General features: G+C 63.5%; 14 protein-coding genes. 1 reads left to right on the top strand and 13 read right to left on the bottom strand.

Annotation, left to right across the window (positions count from 1 at the left end; translation table 11 throughout):
* Window positions 1-28: 28 nt before the first annotated feature.
* From mdcH to pilG, 13 genes are all read right to left on the bottom strand, one after another.
* Window positions 29-949, bottom strand: a complete 921-nt coding sequence (gene mdcH, locus CAG02_RS05530) for a malonate decarboxylase subunit epsilon (protein WP_085709093.1) — start codon at window positions 947-949, stop codon at window positions 29-31.
* Window positions 946-1,566 carry a malonate decarboxylase holo-ACP synthase gene (locus CAG02_RS05535; RefSeq protein WP_085709092.1) on the bottom strand — a complete coding sequence of 207 codons (621 nt, stop codon included), beginning with the start codon at window positions 1,564-1,566 and terminating at the stop codon, window positions 946-948. The genes mdcH and CAG02_RS05535 overlap by 4 nt, the downstream gene beginning before the upstream one ends.
* A complete protein-coding gene (mdcE, locus tag CAG02_RS05540) occupies window positions 1,560-2,345 on the bottom strand; it encodes a biotin-independent malonate decarboxylase subunit gamma (protein ID WP_085709091.1) in 786 nt (261 codons plus the stop codon). The genes CAG02_RS05535 and mdcE overlap by 7 nt, the downstream gene beginning before the upstream one ends.
* Window positions 2,342-3,193, bottom strand: coding sequence for a biotin-independent malonate decarboxylase subunit beta (locus tag CAG02_RS05545; RefSeq protein WP_085709090.1), 852 nt, complete (start codon window positions 3,191-3,193; stop codon window positions 2,342-2,344). Before CAG02_RS05545 ends, mdcE begins: the two co-directional genes overlap by 4 nt.
* Window positions 3,186-3,485 (bottom strand): malonate decarboxylase subunit delta, encoded by a 300-nt coding sequence (locus tag CAG02_RS05550; protein WP_003229075.1) that lies wholly within the window; start codon window positions 3,483-3,485, stop codon window positions 3,186-3,188. Before CAG02_RS05550 ends, CAG02_RS05545 begins: the two co-directional genes overlap by 8 nt.
* Window positions 3,485-4,357: a triphosphoribosyl-dephospho-CoA synthase gene (locus CAG02_RS05555; RefSeq protein WP_085709089.1), complete on the bottom strand. Its 873-nt coding sequence runs from the start codon at window positions 4,355-4,357 to the stop codon at window positions 3,485-3,487. The genes CAG02_RS05550 and CAG02_RS05555 overlap by 1 nt, the downstream gene beginning before the upstream one ends.
* Window positions 4,357-6,027, bottom strand: coding sequence for a malonate decarboxylase subunit alpha (mdcA, locus tag CAG02_RS05560; RefSeq protein WP_085709088.1), 1,671 nt, complete (start codon window positions 6,025-6,027; stop codon window positions 4,357-4,359). The genes CAG02_RS05555 and mdcA overlap by 1 nt, the downstream gene beginning before the upstream one ends.
* Before the next feature lie 206 nt (window positions 6,028-6,233).
* Window positions 6,234-6,704 (bottom strand): chemotaxis protein CheW, encoded by a 471-nt coding sequence (locus tag CAG02_RS05565; protein ID WP_085709087.1) that lies wholly within the window; start codon window positions 6,702-6,704, stop codon window positions 6,234-6,236.
* Window positions 6,697-12,612, bottom strand: coding sequence for an Hpt domain-containing protein (locus tag CAG02_RS05570; RefSeq protein ID WP_085709086.1), 5,916 nt, complete (start codon window positions 12,610-12,612; stop codon window positions 6,697-6,699). The genes CAG02_RS05565 and CAG02_RS05570 overlap by 8 nt, the downstream gene beginning before the upstream one ends.
* A 35-nt stretch (window positions 12,613-12,647) precedes the next feature.
* Window positions 12,648-14,708, bottom strand: a complete 2,061-nt coding sequence (locus CAG02_RS05575) for a methyl-accepting chemotaxis protein (RefSeq protein WP_085709085.1) — start codon at window positions 14,706-14,708, stop codon at window positions 12,648-12,650.
* Window positions 14,709-14,721: 13 nt separating this feature from the next.
* The gene (locus tag CAG02_RS05580) at window positions 14,722-15,261 is read right to left on the bottom strand and encodes a chemotaxis protein CheW (RefSeq protein WP_085709084.1); all 540 of its coding nucleotides are present in this window, start codon (window positions 15,259-15,261) and stop codon (window positions 14,722-14,724) included.
* 10 nt (window positions 15,262-15,271) lie between these two features.
* A complete protein-coding gene (pilH, locus tag CAG02_RS05585; RefSeq protein WP_011336365.1) occupies window positions 15,272-15,637 on the bottom strand; it encodes a twitching motility response regulator PilH in 366 nt (121 codons plus the stop codon).
* A 60-nt stretch (window positions 15,638-15,697) separates the two neighbouring features.
* Window positions 15,698-16,102, bottom strand: coding sequence for a twitching motility response regulator PilG (gene pilG / locus CAG02_RS05590; protein ID WP_085709083.1), 405 nt, complete (start codon window positions 16,100-16,102; stop codon window positions 15,698-15,700).
* Window positions 16,103-16,326: 224 nt separating this feature from the next.
* Here pilG and gshB point away from each other — a divergent pair, with 224 nt between their 5' ends.
* The gene (gene gshB, locus CAG02_RS05595) at window positions 16,327-17,277 is read left to right on the top strand and encodes a glutathione synthase (RefSeq protein ID WP_085709082.1); all 951 of its coding nucleotides are present in this window, start codon (window positions 16,327-16,329) and stop codon (window positions 17,275-17,277) included.
* Window positions 17,278-17,308: the final 31 nt, after the last annotated feature.

Consider the following 17,308-nt stretch of genomic DNA (forward strand, 5'->3'; position numbering starts at 1 on the left):
TTTGTTGTTCGAAGCCTGAGTCGGTGATTTAGGGTCGTCGGCCCTCCTCCTCTCGCAACAGCGCCTGCAAGGTGTCGAGCCGGGCACTGTCGAAGGCAGTGACAGTCCCCTGTTCGAATACCCGGCGCGCCAGCCCGGTCAGCACCGCACCGGGCGGCAGTTCGATCTGTAGTCGCACGCCGCGCTCGTAGGCGCTTTGCACGGTGCCACGCCAGTCCACCACGCGGCACATATTGAAGGCGAGGTCGTCGCGCAGCGCTTCTACCTTGGTCACAGGCCTTGCGCGACTGCCGCTCAGGTAAGCGATTTTTGGTGTTTTCAGTTCTACCTTTTTGAACGCTTCGGCGAGTGTTTGCGCAGGTTCATCCAGCAGCGGGCAGTGCGACGGCACGCTGACCGCCAGACGTTTTGCCAGCCCGGCGCCACGACTGCGCGCCAGCTCGGCGACCGCGTGCATCGCCTGATCACTGCCGGCGATCACCACCTGGTTATCAGCGTTGATATTGGCCAGGTACACCGGCGTTTCTGCGCCGTGCACCTGCGCCAGCAGCGTTTCGACGGTGGATAATTGCAGACCGATGATCGCGGTCATGCCGAAGCCCTGTGGATAAGCCTGCTGCATCAACTCGCCGCGCAGGCTGACCAGATGCAACGCATCGCTGAAACTCAACGCGCCGGCGACCACTGCTGCCGGATACGCACCGATGGACAGGCCGGCGACGTAATCGGCGGTGAGTCCGTCCTGCAACAACTGCCGCGACGCCGCGACGCCGGCGATCAGCAGGCAAAGCTGAACCGCCCGGGTGCTGCGCAACGCCTCGGCGGAGTCCAGGCGCAAGACATCCTCACCGAGGCTATCGCTGGCCTCGATCAGCGTTTCCCGAGGCAAACGCTGGAGCATGCCGGGCTGTTGCGCGCCCTGACCGGGAAACACCAGCAGGCTGCTCACGCTGCCTGCTCCTGCGGGTTCCACGGATCAGATACCAGACAGGCTTCATGGGCGCTTTTCAGCAGCACCCGCGAAGTATTCCCGGCCCATTCGCGCAGGGCGACGGCACCGAATGGCGTCTGCAATTGCATGTCGACCCGGCAGATCGCCTGATCGAAAACCGCGACCAGTTTGCGTGCCTGATTACGGGTGATGAGTTGCGGTGTGCGCAGGATCAGATCGAGATCGCTGGCCTCATGCATTGCCGCAAAACCGCTCGCCAGTTCAAACCCGACGCTGCCACTGACGCCCCAGACCCAACCGCAATCATCGAGCACCGGCCGCAGTTGCCGGAGCACCCGCATGACCGGCAAATCACGTTCGCTCTCGACATGACAAAGTGCTTCCGGGCTGACCCGACAGGTAATCGAATCGGCAGACATGAACGCCGCCAGCCGCTGCTCGCGCAACCGACCGCGCACGCCCACCGGCACGAAACCGTCTTCACTCAGCGCCCGCCGCACCACCACCGGTTGCCCGGCCGCCAGCGAGTCAATCGCCCATTGCGGCGCATCCGCCGGCAACTGCTCAGGCGTCATGCCCCACAGCAGGTCGTGGGCGAGAAAGCGGTTCACCACTGCGCCCTCAGCAGCTCACGCACGCGGCTGGAGGCTTCGCGATTTTTAGCGCCGAGACGATTGCTCAAATCCGTCGCGCCAATATCGCCGATGGCCTGCTTCAGGCATTCGCCGACCCGCGCCAGATCCTCCGCTGTCGGCTGTTCGATCTGTTGCACCGACAAGGTTTCCCAGAGCAAGCCGAGGCTGGCGTAGCTGTCGATGTCATAAGCCATCGGCGGCACGCTGGACGCCAGGGCTTCCAGTTCTTCGACGCTGCGCAGGGTCACCCGCGCCGCCGACGCCTTGCCCATCGCATGCACCATCACCCCCGGATCACGCAGGGCGATCAAGCGGTTGGCCTGATAACCGTGGGCCAGAAACGCCCCGGACATGGCCTTGCCCACCAGCAGCGCAATCACCGGATGCCCGGCCAGGCGAGCGCGGGCGTATGCATCCGCCGCACCGGCCAGGGCCTGATGAATGCCGAGGGCTTCTTCGCGACGACCGTAGGCCTGGCTCGGCACATCGACGATGGCAATCAAGGGACGTTTTTGCGTTTTGTCTTGGTCGGCGGTGATCGCATCATCCACAGCCGTGGCCAGGCCCCAGCCTTCGAGCAAACCGACTTCGCCGTTGCGAGCCCGAGGGAAACGGTTTTGCGGATCGGCGACCACGGCGATAAAACGCCCGAGTGCCCCGTCGGCGACCTTCAACGATGGCGGCAAACCCTCAACGGCATTCGCCCCGGCGCTCAAGGCGTTGAACCAGTTCAAACCGCGCACGGAATAACCACTCATGAGCGCTCTCCTTGAAACAGATCGCGAACCACCGAAGGCTCGATTTGCTTGTCAGTGTCCAGGCTCGTCAGGCGTTGCAGGAACCACTCGGCCCGCTGACTGCGCGGTTGCAGCGGCAAGCCTTGTTGCAGCAATTCGCCGACCTGCTGGCGAATCTGCGCCACGTCATCGGCGACATAACGGTCAACCAGTCCACTGGCGAAACGTTGCTCACCGCCGGTCAGGCTCCAGATGAAAGGCCGGTCGCGGGAGTCGTATTCCTCGATCCCGGCTTCCTGCTCGATCACCTGCGGGCCGTTCAGGCCGAGGCGTGCTTCCTGAGTCACCAGCAAGTAGCTGCACAACGCGGCGGCAATCGACATACCGCCGAAACAACCGACGCTGCCAGCCACCACACCAACCACCGGTTGGTACTGCTGCAGATCGACAATCGCTGCGTGGATGTCGGCAATCGCCGCCAGGCCGAGGTTGGCTTCCTGCAAGCGCACGCCGCCGGTCTCCAGCAGCAGAATGGCGCGGGTCGGGATGCCTTTGCGGTTGTCTTCAGCCGCCAGTTCCAGTGCGCCGGCGATTTTGGCGCCACCGACTTCACCGAGACTGCCACCCTGAAACGCGCCTTCAATCGCCGCGATCACCACCGGCAAACCGTCGAGGTTGCCCTTGGCGATCACCACGCCGTCATCGGCCTGCGGCACCACGCCCTGGCGTTCCAGCCATGGCGACATCACGCGCTGAAACGGGTCGAGCAGTTCGCGGAAGGTGCCGGTATCGAGCAAGGCTTTCGCACGCTGCCGTGCGCCGAGTTCGACGAACGAATGTTTGTGCAGAAGCGTTGAGGTATCAGTCATGGCCGATCTCCTCGAAGCCTTGTTCCAGTCGCAGGCGAACCACGCCCGGCGTCGCGCCGAAGTCGTGGATATCGATGGCCATCGCCGGTGGCGTGGTGCCATCGAACATCCGCGCAAACAGATGCTGCCAGCGCTGCTGCGCGCCGTTGACCGAGGTCTGCACATTGATTGTCAGCTTGCCGGCGAGGCCCGGTTCGATCAGCACTTCCAGATCGCCCGAGCCGACACAACCGACCAGCGCCCGACCCCGTGGCGGCTGCCCGGCGGGGAATTCAAAGGATAAGGTTTCCATCAAAACGCTCCCTGAAGGATGCCGTCGCGCTCGATCCGGTCGAGCAGCAGCGTGGCGGCGAGCAAGTCGGCGGCGCCACCGGGCGAGGCATTCAATGCGATGAGTTGTTGATCCAGTTCGTGCAGGCGGCGGCGACCGGTAAGGCTGGCACTGCCCCCGGCGTCGAGCACCGCTTGAGCGCCGTGCTGCATGACGTGCAGGCCCGGTTCGCCGGCGCGGTACAGCACGCAGGTGTCGGCAAGGTCGGTCATGATCGCCAGCAAGGCATCGAGCCGGGCGTTCTGTTCACCATGGCCGGCGGCGCGGCTGCGTTTGAGCTGCGGCAGGCCACGCTGCACCACGGAGGGGAAGCCGAGCTGCGCTTCTTCCCGGGCACCGCGAGCGCCGTAACGTTGGGCGACTTGCGCGCCGTGGCTCAGTGGACGCGGCGCATGACGGTCATCGAGCAACGCCAGACGTGCGGCGCGTAGGGTAACGGCGCCAGCGCTGGTGGTTTTCGTGTCCAGCGCAGCGGCCGTGACCAGCAGGCCCAATGCCCAGATTGCACCGCGATGGGTGTTCACGCCGTGGGTGGTGGCGAGCATCGCTTGTTCGCCTTCACGGCCGATGCGGCCAATGGCTTCGCGCAGCGGCAAGCCGATCTCGCCGAACTCAAGCGCGGCCTCGGCCATTTCCTTGAACGCCGGCCACAACGCCAGCGCCGAGGCGTGCATCAATCCCAGGTGCAGGTCGGTGTGCGCACCGTTGCCACGACGGTCGACTAGCGCCGGTTTCGGCGACAGGTCGGCTTCGTCGATCAGTGCATCCACGGCCAGATCCGCTAACCGGTCGGCCAAGGAAACAGGTTTCGCTTTCAGGTTGAGTGCGTGCATTACCAGCTCCTGAACTTGGCGGGCGGGTTGTAGAGGCCGCCGGACCACTCGACCAGATCGGCCACGCTTTTCGCCGCGAGCAATTCGCGGGTGGCGTCGGTGCGGCGGATACCAAGGTCTTCGGGCAAGGCGATCAGCCCTTCGCGGCGCATGCGCTCGGTGTCTTTCGGGTTGTGGCGCAGGCCGATGACGGTGACACCCGCAACGGCGGCGATCATCGCCTGACGCTCTTCCAGCGAGCGCGCCTTGTACAGGTAGGCGATGCCTTCTTCGGTGAGCAGATGGGTGACGTCGTCGCCATAGATCATGATCGGCGCCAGCGGCATGCCGCTTTTTTTCGCTACTTCCACCGCGTCGAGGGTTTCGACGAAGGTCGGTTTGCCGCCCTCCTGGAAGGTCTCGACCATCTGCACCACGAGTTTCTTGCCGCGTTCGAGCATCGGTTGCTGCGAATCGTCATGACGCATGTCGAGCCACGCCGGGGTGCCGTGCCGGCGACCGCGCGGATCGTGGCCCATGTTCGGTGCGCCGCCGAAGCCGGCGAGGCGGCCTCGGGTAACGGTGGAGGAATGGCCATCGCCATCGACTTGCAGGGTCGCGCCGATGAACAGGTCCACTGCGTATTGCCCGGCCAGTTGGCAGAACATCCGGTTGGAACGCAGCGAGCCGTCACGGCCGGTGAAGAACACGTCAGGGCGGGCGGCGATGTAGTTCTCCATGCCCAGTTCGGTGCCGAAGCAATGCACGCTTTCGACCCAACCGCTTTCAATCGCCGGGATCAAAGTCGGGTGCGGATTGAGGGTCCAGTTGCGGCAGATCTTGCCCTTGAGGCCGAGGGATTCGCCGTAGGTCGGCAGGATCAATTCGATGGCGGCGGTGTTGAAACCGATGCCGTGGTTCAGCGACTGCACGTTGTGTTTTTCGTAGATGCCACGGATCGCCATCATCGCCATCAGCACGTGCACAGGCTTGATGTGGCGAGGGTCGCGGGTGAACAACGGTTCGATGTAGAACGGCTTGTCCGCCACCACCACGAAATCCACCCATGACGCGGGAATGTCCACGCGAGGCAGTTCACTGACGTCGTCCACCAGTTGATTGACCTGGACAATGACGATGCCATCGCTGAACGCCGCCGGTTCGATCAGCGCCGGGGTGTCTTCAGTGCTCGGGCCGGTGTAGATGTTGCCGGCACGGTCGGCCATGAACCCGGCCGAAAGCACGACGTTGGGGATCAGGTCCACCACCAGCCGGGCGTAGAGTTCGATGTAGGTGTGGATCGCGCCGACTTCCAGCAGGCCGTCTTCGAGCAACTGGCTGATGCGCAGGCTCTGGGTGCCGGCAAAGGAGAAATCGAGCTTGCGGGCGATGCCGCGCTCGAACAGGTCCAGATGCTCGGAGCGGCCGACGCTGGGCATGATCATGTGCAGGTCGTGGAGCTTTTCAGGATCGGCCTTGGCCAAAGCACGGGAAAGAAAATCCGCCTGCTTCTGGTTGTTGCCCTCCAGCACCACACGGTCGCCGGGCAGGATCAGCGCTTCGAGCGCCGCGACGATCCTGTCGGTGGGCAACACCGCACCGTCGGCCAGCCCGCGCACCTTGTCGAGGCGCCGCTGCTTCTCGTCGCGCCGCCGCGTCCAGCGCGAGTCGGGGGAAATTGTTGTTGTCATGCTCACTCCACGGGGTTCGCTGTCGTGGAGCTACCTTAGGAGTGTCGGGTGGGGGCATCAATCAAGCGCGGTGGTGAATCATTACGCTCAGCGTAATGGTTGGAATCGCTATCGCGAGCAAGCTCGCTCCCACAGGGGGAACGCATTTCAAATGTGGGAGCGAGCCTGCTCGCGATGAGGCCAAACCGAACACTGCAGACTCTGGATCAATGAACTAGTCCCGCGTCCACCAACAACTTCTCCAGCGCCAACAGATCCGGCACCTTCGCCACCTGCTCCCCGACCTGCACCGCCGCCTGCTCCAGCGCACACAGCGGCACGTCGACATAACTCAACTGGCTGTCGAGCTTGTACGAGCGCGGAATCCCCTGCACCAGCAAGGCAATGAAACGCAGCGTCGGCAATCCGCCGAGGGCGTTGAGGATGACGATCCTGGCCCGTTCGCCGATGACGATCTTGTTGCCGCACGCCGACTCGAAACTCAGCAGCGGTATCTGCCGCTCACGCCAGGTCACCCGGCCCAGATACCACGGCGGTGTATCGAGATCGAAGGCGCTGGACTGATAGTCGATCAGCTCGGCGACGGCGACGTTGGGCAGGATCAGATTCCGGTCGGCCAGCGGCAGCAACAGCCCGGTGAGCTGGCTGCTGCGCTGGTTATGACGCCGCTCATGCATGTTTTTTGCTCCACAGGGCAATGCTTTCGAGCAGCACCGATTCCTGGTACGGCTTGCCGAGGTAGTCGTTGACGCCGATGGCCATGGCGCGGTCGCGGTGTTTCTGCCCGGTGCGCGAGGTGATCATGATGATCGGCAGGTGTTGCAGGCGTTCATCGTGGCGCACCTGGGTCGCCACTTCGAAGCCGTCCATGCGTGGCATTTCGATGTCGAGCAGCATCAGGTCCGGCATGTGTTCTTCAAGCAGTAGCATCGCATCGACCCCGTCCTTGGCGGTCAGTACGTTCATGCCGTGGCGTTCGAGCAGGCGGCTGGTGACCTTGCGCACGGTGACCGAGTCATCGACCACCAGCACCAGCAGCGGCTTCTGCGGTTCACTTTCGATTTCGTGACCAGTCGGACGCTGCGGCAATCGCGCCTGCATGGCGCGGATCGGCGCCAGCAGATCGAGAATCAGCACCACCCGGCCGTCGCCGAGGATCGTCGCCCCGGACACGCCCTGCACCGCCGCGAACTGCGGGCCGAGGCTTTTGACCACGATCTCGCGGGTGCCGGCCATGGCGTCGACCTGCACCGCGATGTGCCGGTCGTTGCACTGCACCAGCAGCACCGGCAGCGGCAGGCTCTGGCCCAGCAGTTTCGGCCGTGGCGCGGTTTTCAGCAGTTCGCCCAGATAGCACAGTTCATAACGCTGGCCGCCGTACTCGTAACGCGGCGGATCGTGACGGAAATGCCCGTCCAGTTCATTCGGCAACACGCGAACGATGCCGTCGATGGTGTTCAGCGGAATCGCGTATTGATCCTCGCCGCACTGCACCATCAGTGCGCGGTTGACCGACACGGTGAACGGCAGGCGAATGCGGAAATGCACGCCCTGCCCCGGCACCGAATCGATGCTCATGGTGCCGCCCAGTTGTCGCACTTCTTCGTGGACCACGTCCATGCCCACGCCGCGCCCGGAAATCTGGGTGATTTTTTCGGCGGTGGAGAAGCCCGGTTGCAGGATGAACTGCAACACTTCGCGGTCGCTGATTTCCGCGTTCGGTGCCAGCAGGCCACGCTTGATCGCCTTGCGTCGCACGGCGTCCAGCGGCACCCCGGCGCCGTCGTCGCGGATGTCGAAAACGATGTCGCCGCCCTCGCGGGACAGGTCGAGGCTGATCTGCCCCTGAGCCGGTTTGCCGGCAGCGAGTCGCACGTCGGCAGGTTCCAGACCATGGTCGACGGCGTTGCGCAGCATGTGCTCCAGCGGCGCCGCCATGCGTTCGAGAACGTTGCGATCCATCTCGCCTTCGGCGTTGCCGACGGTGAACGCCACGTCCTTGTTCAGCTCTTCGGCGACCTGACGAACGATGCGCTTGAGTCGCGGCAGCATGCGCTCGAACGGCACCATGCGCGTGCGCATCAGGCCTTCCTGCAATTCGGTGTTGATCCGGCCTTGCTGTTGCAGCAGGTTCTCGGCGTCGTGGGTGCGCCGGTCGAGGGTTTCCTTGAGGTCGAGCAGGTCGGAGGCGGATTCAAACAACGCCCGGGACAACTGCTGCAACTGCGAGTGGCGATCCATTTCCAGCGGATCGAATTCTTCGTAGCCCAGACGTTCGGCGTCCACTTGCTGACGGCTGAGAATCCGCCCCTGGGTTTCGGTGTCGAGCCGGCGCAACTGGTCGCGCATACGCTCGATGGTGGTTTCCATTTCATTCAGCGCGGTCTGTGCATCGCTGACCTGCTGTTCGATACGCCCACGGAAAATCGAGGTTTCGCCCGCAAGGTTGACCAGTTCATCCAGCAGTTCGGCGGAGACCTTGACCATGTCCGCGCCGGCCTCGGCAGCGGGCGCGGCGGGTTCGGTCTTCAAGGGCACCGGCAATATCGGCGCTGGCGTTTCCACCGCCACCGGGTGGCTGAAATTCTGGATCGCACCGATCAGTCGATCCGCCGGCGGGCATGGCTGGCCGGCGCGCACCGCATCGAGCATTTGCGCCAACCGGTCATGGCCGCGCTGCAACAGGGCGAACAGTTCGGCGCTGCTTTGCAGGGTGCCGGAGGACAGGCTTTCGTAAAGGTATTCGAGCTCATGGGCGAGGTCGCCAATCGGGCCGATCTCCACCATCCGCGCGCCACCCTTGAGGGTGTGCAGGTCGCGCAGCAGGGTTTCCACTTCCTGGCGGTTGCCGGGTTCGGCCTGCCAGCGCAGCAGCGCGGCACCGGAGTTTTCGATGATGTCGAAACCTTCTTCGAGGAAGATCTCCAGCAGTTCCGGGTCGTGTCCGGCGCCTTCATGGCTGGCGGCCTCCGGCGGTGCCTCGGGACTGCCGGCCTGGCCCTGACGGAACTGGCGGATCGCGTCGATCAGGTCCGGCGCCGGTTTCAGCGGTTGATGGTCATGCAGTTGATCGAGGTACAACGCCAGGCGCTCATGGCTTTGCAGCAACAGCCGGCCCAGTGCATCGCTGTGGTTGTAGCGGCGATCCACCAGTCCTTCGTAAAGGTTTTCCAGCTCCTGGGCCAGGTCGCCGATCGCCTCGACCTCGGCCATCCGCGCACCGCCCTTGAGGGTGTGCAAGTCCCGTTGCAGCGACGACAGCGGCGCGCCGTTTTCCGGGTCGTTCAACCAGCGCTGCAAGGCTTGCCCGGCGCTGTCGAGAATGTCCACCGCCTCTTCGAGGAAGATCTCGACGATCTCGTCATCCGCGCCCATTCCGTGAGTGCTTTTTTGCAGTTCGGCAGTGGCGCTGCCCAGCTCGGAAATACTCAGGGTTCGGCTGCCGTCGCTGCGGATCAGGCCCATGGCCGACGGGTCGAGGCCTTCGTCGAGCAGTTCGTGCAGCGCACGGATGCGCTGGGGTTGCGGGGTGATTTCCTGGCCGGCGGCGAGTTCGTCGAGCATGTTGATCAGCGCTTCGTGGGCCTGCTGCGCCTCATGGAAAAACCGCTCGCTGACCGCGAGACTGCTTTCTTCCACCGCGCCATACAAATCCAGCAAGGCTTCGCACAACACATCCACCGGCAGCAGGTCCGCCAGGTGCGCGGCCTCGCCGAGGGTCGTCAGTTCATCCAGCAGCGCACTGAGTTCCTGGCGTTCACCGGGGTGCTGTTGCCAGCGCTGCAAGAGGTTCTCGGCGTCGAGCAGGATGTCCATGCCCTGAGCCAGGAAGTTGTTGATCAGCTGCGGATCGCGCTTGACCCGCAGGGCACTGCTCGGTGCGTTGAGGATGGATTCCAGCCGCTCGCTCAGCAGGGTTTCGGTGCGCTTGATCAGCGACTGCGCACCGACAATCGGTGCCAGCGGGTCGTGTTTGAGCTGGCGCAGGCCGACACGGAACAAGCCTTCGGCTTCCAGCAGCAACTCCACTTCGTCCAGGTCCAGGGCCAGTTGGTGGGCCTTGAACTCCCGGGCCAGTTTGTCCAGCGGCGCCGCCAGTTCGGCGATCGGCAATACACCGGCCATCGACGCACTGCCCTTGAGGGTGTGCAGCGCACGCTGCAGTTCATCGCTGGCCTGCAACGGCACGTGTTCGGCGGCCTGATCAAGGAAGCGGTTGAGGCTGGCGAGGTGGGTTTCGGCTTCGTTGCGGAAAATCTCCAGCAGCAGCGGATCGAGCGCCGCGACGTCTTCCACGTCTTCGGCCGGCAGCGGCGTGTCGCCCTTGGCCAAGGCATGGGCCCGGGCCGCGAGGTGATCGACATCCTGGCGCTGACGCTGACCATTGATGGCAAATTCAGCAATCAAATCCGGCAGCAACAACAGCGTATCGGCGAGCAATTGCTGCACCGCCGGGCCCGGCTCAACGCTGTGCTCCAGCACACGGTTGAGCAGGTTTTCCACCGCCCAGGCCAGTTCGCCGAGCACCAGCGCACGCACCATGCGCCCGCTGCCTTTCAGGGTGTGAAAGGCCCGGCGCAGCTCACTGAGAGCTGCACGGTCCTGCGGATCGGCGGTCCAGCGCGGCAGGTAGTCGCGCAGCACATCGAGCACTTCCTCGGTCTCTTCGAGGAACACTTCACGCAACTCATCGTCCACCGGCTCTTCATCGGCGGGCGGCGGCAGAAGGCTGCCGGGCGTAGTCAGTGCCGGCGGGTTGACTGCCGACACCGGGCTGGCCAGCACATCGGCCAGCGACTGGGCGATTTGCGGGTCATCGAGTTCCTGCAGGTCCTGCATCACCAGCGCTTCGCTGGGGCTGAGCACATCTTCGAGCACGGGCACGTGCTGTTCGCTGGGCGGCTCGTCAGGAAAGTAGCCGAGACGGGCCAGGCTCTTCTGCGCGACATCCAGCAGCTGCTCGCTCGGTGCCTGCGGGTCATCGGTCAGGCGTTCGAGGTAATACTCGAGACTGGTGATGACGTCCGCGAGGTTATCCAGTTGCTGCCAGCCCGGCTCGTGGGGATCGAGCAGCAGATGCTCGCGGATGAAGCCGTTGCAGGCTTCTAGCAAACTCGCCGCACGGGTCAGCGGAATCATCGCCAACGCGCCACGCACCTGAGTCAGCAGCGCCGGCAACGGTTGCAGTTGCTGGCGATCCCAGTCGGCGTCGATGTAGTCGACGATCATGTCCTTGGCCTGTTGCAGGCAGATGCGTGCTTCCTTGATCACGATCTGATGGATCTGCGTCAGGTCGGTGGTCGGCAGGCGCGAGTCTTCCGGGCTCTCCGGTTCCACCGTGCCGACCATCCCGGCCAGCGTCGCTTCGACGTAGAGCAAGGCACCGGCGACGTCCATCAGCGTGGCGTCGTTCGGTTCGCGCTGGCCCTGAGCGAGGCTGAGCACCACCGCCAATTGATCGATGATGACCTTGCGCGGCTGGCCGAAACCGAGCACCGCGAGGGTGTCGGCGATCTGACGCAGCGGCGCCAGCAGGCTGTCCAGATCCGAGGTGTGCTGACGGTCGCTGCGCACGAACAGGTCGAGGCGTTCCTTGACCCGCACCAGCTCTTCACACAACGCCGCAAGCACCGAACGCATGGCATCGCGGTCGGGGCCGGCCAGACGTGCGCGTTCTTCGTCGACTATCGCGCTGTCGGGCAACGCGTCGTCCAGAGAGTAGCGATCTTTCATGGTCAGCATCTGCCCGGTGGGATGTTCGGCTTTGGCAATATAGAACAGCAGGCTTTTGAACAGCTCGGGCGGCGGTGGCTGGTTGAGGCCGGCCATGCCTTGTTCGAGCAGGCGCTTGAGTTCCTTGTCGGCGTCCTTGAACAGGCTGCGCAGGGCCGGGCTGTTGGCGATCCGCCCTTCGCGCATGCCCTCGACCAGTGCCGAGGCGACTTGCCACAACGGACTCAAGGGTGCATCGCCGCTCAAGGCTTCGAGGCGGGTGAAGACTTTGCTCAGGTAACCGAGGTGCGTCTGATCGTCCTGTTCGCGGAGCAAGCCCACCAGCGCCATCTGCAACATCTGCCGCAACTTGCGCAGCACATTGGGCAGCTCCGCCGGTTCCAGCAGGGCCAGCGCTTGCGGGCTCAGCGGCGGCAACTCCGGCAATTGCGGGCTGAACAGGCTGGTCTCGGACAACAGGCTTTCGCCCCGGGCACTGCGCAGATCGTTGATCAGCGGCAGTACCACCAGCGGCAAGTCACGGCGAGCACTTTGCACGCGGTCGAGGTAGGTCGGCAGTTGGCCGAAGGCCTGCAACAGCAGGTGCAAGGCTTCGTCGCGGTGGCTGACACGGTCGTTCTGCAAGGCTTCGACCAGATGCTCCATCTCTTCGGCGAGCAAGGCCGCGCCGTAGAACTCGACCATCTGCAGACTGCCGTGGACCTGGTGGATACACGCCAGGCACTCGTCCAGCCCGGGCACGGACTGCGGATCGTCGAGCACGGCTTCGATGGCCTGATGCGCTTGCCTCAGCGTTTCGGCAATTTCGCCCTTGACCCATTCGAGGGCCACGTAGTCGTGCCGGTCGCCCATAACCACTCCGCTCGACATGATCTCGCCCGCAGGCCTCACGCCTTGCCCGTGGCGGGCGTTGCCGCCGCCGGCAAGGTGAACCCGGACACCGAACGCCGCAACTGGCTGGCCATTTTCGTCAGGTTGCCGATGCTTTCGGCGGTGGCCGTGGAGCCGGACGAGGTCTGCGAGGTGATCTGCTGGATCACGTTCATCGTCAGGGAAATCTGCCCGGCCGAAGACGTCTGCTGCTGCGCCGCGTTGGAAATGCTCTGGATCAGCGCCGCGAGGGTCTTGGACACGCCTTCGATTTCTTCCAGGGCCACACCGGCATCCTGCGCCAGCCGCGCGCCGCGCACCACTTCGGTGGTGGTCTGTTCCATGGAAATCACGGCTTCGTTGGTGTCGGTCTGGATCGCCCGCACCAGCGTCTCGATCTGCCGGGTCGCGGCGGACGAACGTTCGGCCAGCCGTTGTACTTCGTCGGCAACCACGGCAAAACCGCGCCCGGCATCACCGGCCATTGACGCCTGAATCGCCGCGTTGAGGGCGAGGATGTTGGTCTGGTCGGCAATGTCGTCGATCAGGCTGACGATGTCGCCGATTTCCTGGGACGACTCGCCCAGGCGCTTGATGCGTTTGGCGGTGTCCTGAATCTGTTCCCGAATGTTGTCCATGCCGTGGATGGTGTTGTGCACCACCTCGTTGCCCTTGTTGGCGATCTCCACCGAACGCTCGGCCACCGCCGAGGATTCAGCGGCGTTGGCCGACACCTGGTCGATGGACTGGGCCATGTCGTTGATCGCCGTCGAGGCTTCGGAAATCTGCTGGGCCTGATGCTCCGAGGCCTGGGCCAGGTGCATGGCGGTGGCCTGGGTTTCCTGCACGGCGGCGGCAACCTGGCCGGCGGTGAGGTTGATGGTCGCCACCAGATCGCGCAACTGGTCGACGGAATAGTTGATCGAGTCGGCGATGGTCCCGGTGAAGTCTTCGGTCACCGAGGCGGTCACCGTCAGGTCGCCGTCGGCAAGGTCTTCGATTTCGTCCAGCAGGCGCATGATCGCGTTCTGGTTGCGCTCGTTTTTCTCGGCAGTCTCGCGCAGCTGACGATTGGTTTCCCGGACCATGACCATGCCGATCAGGATGATCGACGCCAGTGCCAGCAGGCCCAGCACGTAGCCGCCGATGGTGTCGGTACTGCGCCCGCCGGCGAGGTTTTCGAAACCGGTGGCCAGGTGCGAGGCTTCGTCGAGCAGGGTCTGCGACAGGCTGAAGATGTTGGTGGCGGACTCGCGGACCTTGAACAGCTCCGGCGAGGTCTCGAGGATTTCATCCACCGAACCGGAAACGAACTGGAACAGCTCGGCGATTTCGCTCAGGCGCGCACGGGCATCACGGTCCTCGACCTGGCTGATCTTCAGCGTCGGATTACCTTGCAACATGCCGTTGAGCACCTGACCGAAGCGCGTGGCGTCACGGCCGAAGGCATCGGCGGCCTGTTGCGAATTTTCGTCGCCGGAGAGCACGGTGTTGACCGCACCGAGAATCCGCTCGGCCAACAGCGACTGCCGCTGGGCCATCGCCACCTGCGCCGCCGGGGCGCCGCGTTGCAAGAGGATCTCGACGACTTTTTCGTATTCGATCTGCAACTGCGGCACGGTTTCAGCGAGGGTCGCGGCGACCTGATGCAGGGACAGCACGGTCTGTTCGCTGGACAGGATGGCGTCAGTGTTTTTCAGCAGGCGTTCCCAGTCCAGCTGCACGGCGCGCATTTCCGGGCGCACGGTGGACGGTGCCGGCGGCAGGCCGGTGGCCGGGTCGCCCTTCTTCAGATACCCCCAGCGCTGGGCGAAATCGTTGCGCGCATCGCTGAGCAGCTTGAACGCGGCGGCCTTGCCGGCGGCGGCTTCGGTGGCGTTTTTGGCGATCCGCTGCGACAGCACCCGCAGCTCGCCGGCGTGGCCGATGTACTGTTTGTCGTAGTTGGCCTGGGTGTTGAGGTAAGCGAAATTGGCGAACAGCAGCATGATGAACACGATCAGCGCGATGAACAGCACGATGATCTGCGAGCGGCTGCGCGAGCCTTCTGCGGGCTTGCTGGTTTTTGCTTTGATCATCGGTCCTCGCCTGTTAAACCGCGACGTGCATGAAACTCGGTGACTGCGCCAGCGCAAACAGGCTGAACACTCGCCAGTTCTGCTCGCGCCGGAAATAGCCTTTGACGAACTCGCCCTTGGAGCCTTGCCGCTTACGGATCGAGACGGGTTCGAAGCTGTCCTGCTCGAAGTGCTGCAAGCCGAAAACCTCATCGACCAGCACACCGGCAAACACGTCCTGATGCTCCACGACCAATACCCGCCGCTGCTTGCGCATCGGTGACAGCTCATGGCCGAAGAATCCGCACAGGTCCATGATCGGCAACAACCGCCCGCGCAGATTGGCGACGCCCTTGACCCAGGGCTTCACCCCCGGCATCTGGGTGAAGCGCGGTTCGGGCAGCACTTCGCTGACCTCGCCCATCGGCGCGACGTACCAGTGCTCGCCGAGGCGAAAGCCGATGCCGCTCCAGCGATCCTGGCGCGCCGGTTGCGACGGCAGGTCCGCCGCCAGCAGGCGACAGCGCTGGTCGATCTGCCACAACAGTTCGAACGCGGTCAGCGACTCGCTCATGGCGGCGCGATCAACCGGCCAGCACGTTGTTCAGGGTCTTGATCAGCGTGTCTTCGTCAACCGGTTTGGTCAGGTAATCCCTGGCGCCCTGGCGGGTACCCCAGACCTTGTCGGTTTCCTGATCCTTGGTGGTGATGATGATGACCGGGATGTGGCTGGTTTCAGCGTCCTTGGTCAGTTGGCGGGTCGCCTGGAAGCCGTTGAGGCCGGGCATGACGATGTCCATCAGCACCGCGTCAGGTTTTTCCTGACGGGCCAGGGCCACGCCGTCGGCGCCGTTTTCGGCTTTCAACACTTCGTGGCCATGCTTTTCCAGCATGCCGGTCAGTTTGTACATTTCGGTCGGCGAGTCATCGACGATCAGAATACGTGCCATGGTCTTCCCCATTTTTCTTGTCGACACCGGGCCCGCTGGCCGAGCGTCACTGTGCGTGTCTTACTGCGGCAAATCAGCGGCAAAGCCCGGAACATGGGCCGCAATCGCGTCGAGCAGTTCTTCCTTGCTGAAAGGCTTGGTCAAAAATTGATCGGAACCGACAATCCGCCCCTTGGCCTTGTCGAACAGCCCGTCGCGGGACGACAGCATGATCACCGGCGTCGCCTTGAAGGCACTGTTGTTCTTGATTAAAGCGCAGGTCTGATAACCATCCAGACGCGGCATCATGATGTCGACAAAAATGATCCCGGGGTGGTTGTCGGCGATCTTCGCCAGGGCGTCGAAACCGTCGATCGCCGTGATGACTTCGCACCCTGCATTTTTCAACAGGGTCTCGGCGGTGCGACGAATCGTTTTCGAGTCGTCGATCACCATGACCTTCAAGGCGCTGGACTGCTGTTCCATAAGGGGGCTCTACCGTCGCCTTTGCGAATCAATTTGTCCGTTTTGCGATGACTGATGGCTGGAAACCCTTGATGTTCAAGGGCCAGCACGGCTGGGAGCCTTTTTAGCACAGTCTCCTGACGCAATCTATCGACGGGTTTTTCCTTGACCGAAAACCCGCCCGGAGCCACTCTGGCGGCACTTTTTTCATACCGATCCGGTAGCCAATTTTCGAGGAAAACCCAATGAGCGTTCGCGTCGGGATAGTCATGGACCCAATCGCCAGCATTTCCTATAAAAAGGATAGCTCGCTGGCCATGCTGCTGGCGGCGCAGAAGCGCGGCTGGGAACTGTTCTACATGGAACAGAAAGACCTTTATCAAGGTGAAGGTCAGGCACGGGCACGGATGAAGCCGCTGAAAGTCTTCGCCAACCCGGAAAAATGGTTCGAACTGGGCGCCGAACAGGATTCCCTGCTGAGCGACCTGAACGTGATCCTGATGCGCAAGGATCCGCCGTTCGACATGGAGTTCGTCTACTCCACCTACCTGCTCGAACAGGCCGAATCCGCCGGCGTGCTGGTGGTCAACAAGCCGCAGAGTCTGCGCGACTGCAACGAGAAGTTGTTCGCCACCCTGTTCCCGCAGTGCACGCCGCCGACCGTGGTCAGCCGCCGCGCCGACGTGCTGCGTGAATTCGCCGCCAAGCATGGCGACGTGATCCTCAAGCCGCTGGACGGCATGGGCGGCACGTCGATCTTCCGTCACCGCGTCGGCGACCCGAACCTGTCGGTGATCCTCGAAACCCTGACCGCCCTCGGCACCCAGCAGATCATGGGCCAGGCCTACCTGCCGGCGATCAAGGACGGTGACAAGCGCATCCTGATGATCGACGGCGAGCCGGTGGATTACTGCCTGGCGCGGATTCCGGCCCAGGGCGAAACCCGTGGCAACCTCGCCGCCGGCGGCCGTGGCGAAGCCCGTCCGCTGACCGACAAGGATCGCTGGATCGCCGCTCAGGTCGGCCCGACATTGCGCGCGAAGGGCCTGCTGTTCGTCGGCCTGGATGTGATCGGCGAGCACCTGACCGAAATCAACGTCACCAGCCCGACCTGCATCCGCGAGATCGACAACGCGTTCGGCACCGACATCGGCGGGATGCTGATGGATGCCATCGAGAAAAAGCTGCAAGGTTGATGTGTGTCACATGCAGCCTGTCGCTTGATGC

The sequence above is a fragment of the Pseudomonas sp. R43(2017) genome (assembly GCF_002112345.1).
Taxonomy (GTDB): domain Bacteria; phylum Pseudomonadota; class Gammaproteobacteria; order Pseudomonadales; family Pseudomonadaceae; genus Aquipseudomonas; species Aquipseudomonas kribbensis.

What these genes read in the sequence shown, in the direction of transcription:
- mdcE (WP_085709091.1), bottom strand. Translation starts at nt 2,345, where the DNA reads ATGAGTGGTTATTCCGTGCGCGGTTTGAACTGGTTCAACGCCTTGAGC.
- CAG02_RS05545 (WP_085709090.1), bottom strand. Translation starts at nt 3,193, where the DNA reads ATGACTGATACCTCAACGCTTCTGCACAAACATTCGTTCGTCGAACTC.
- CAG02_RS05550 (WP_003229075.1), bottom strand. Translation starts at nt 3,485, where the DNA reads ATGGAAACCTTATCCTTTGAATTCCCCGCCGGGCAGCCGCCACGGGGT.
- CAG02_RS05555 (WP_085709089.1), bottom strand. Translation starts at nt 4,357, where the DNA reads ATGCACGCACTCAACCTGAAAGCGAAACCTGTTTCCTTGGCCGACCGG.
- mdcA (WP_085709088.1), bottom strand. Translation starts at nt 6,027, where the DNA reads ATGACAACAACAATTTCCCCCGACTCGCGCTGGACGCGGCGGCGCGAC.
- CAG02_RS05565 (WP_085709087.1), bottom strand. Translation starts at nt 6,704, where the DNA reads ATGCATGAGCGGCGTCATAACCAGCGCAGCAGCCAGCTCACCGGGCTG.
- CAG02_RS05570 (WP_085709086.1), bottom strand. Translation starts at nt 12,612, where the DNA reads ATGGGCGACCGGCACGACTACGTGGCCCTCGAATGGGTCAAGGGCGAA.
- CAG02_RS05575 (WP_085709085.1), bottom strand. Translation starts at nt 14,708, where the DNA reads ATGATCAAAGCAAAAACCAGCAAGCCCGCAGAAGGCTCGCGCAGCCGC.
- CAG02_RS05580 (WP_085709084.1), bottom strand. Translation starts at nt 15,261, where the DNA reads ATGAGCGAGTCGCTGACCGCGTTCGAACTGTTGTGGCAGATCGACCAG.
- pilH (WP_011336365.1), bottom strand. Translation starts at nt 15,637, where the DNA reads ATGGCACGTATTCTGATCGTCGATGACTCGCCGACCGAAATGTACAAA.
- pilG (WP_085709083.1), bottom strand. Translation starts at nt 16,102, where the DNA reads ATGGAACAGCAGTCCAGCGCCTTGAAGGTCATGGTGATCGACGACTCG.
- gshB (WP_085709082.1), top strand. Translation starts at nt 16,327, where the DNA reads ATGAGCGTTCGCGTCGGGATAGTCATGGACCCAATCGCCAGCATTTCC.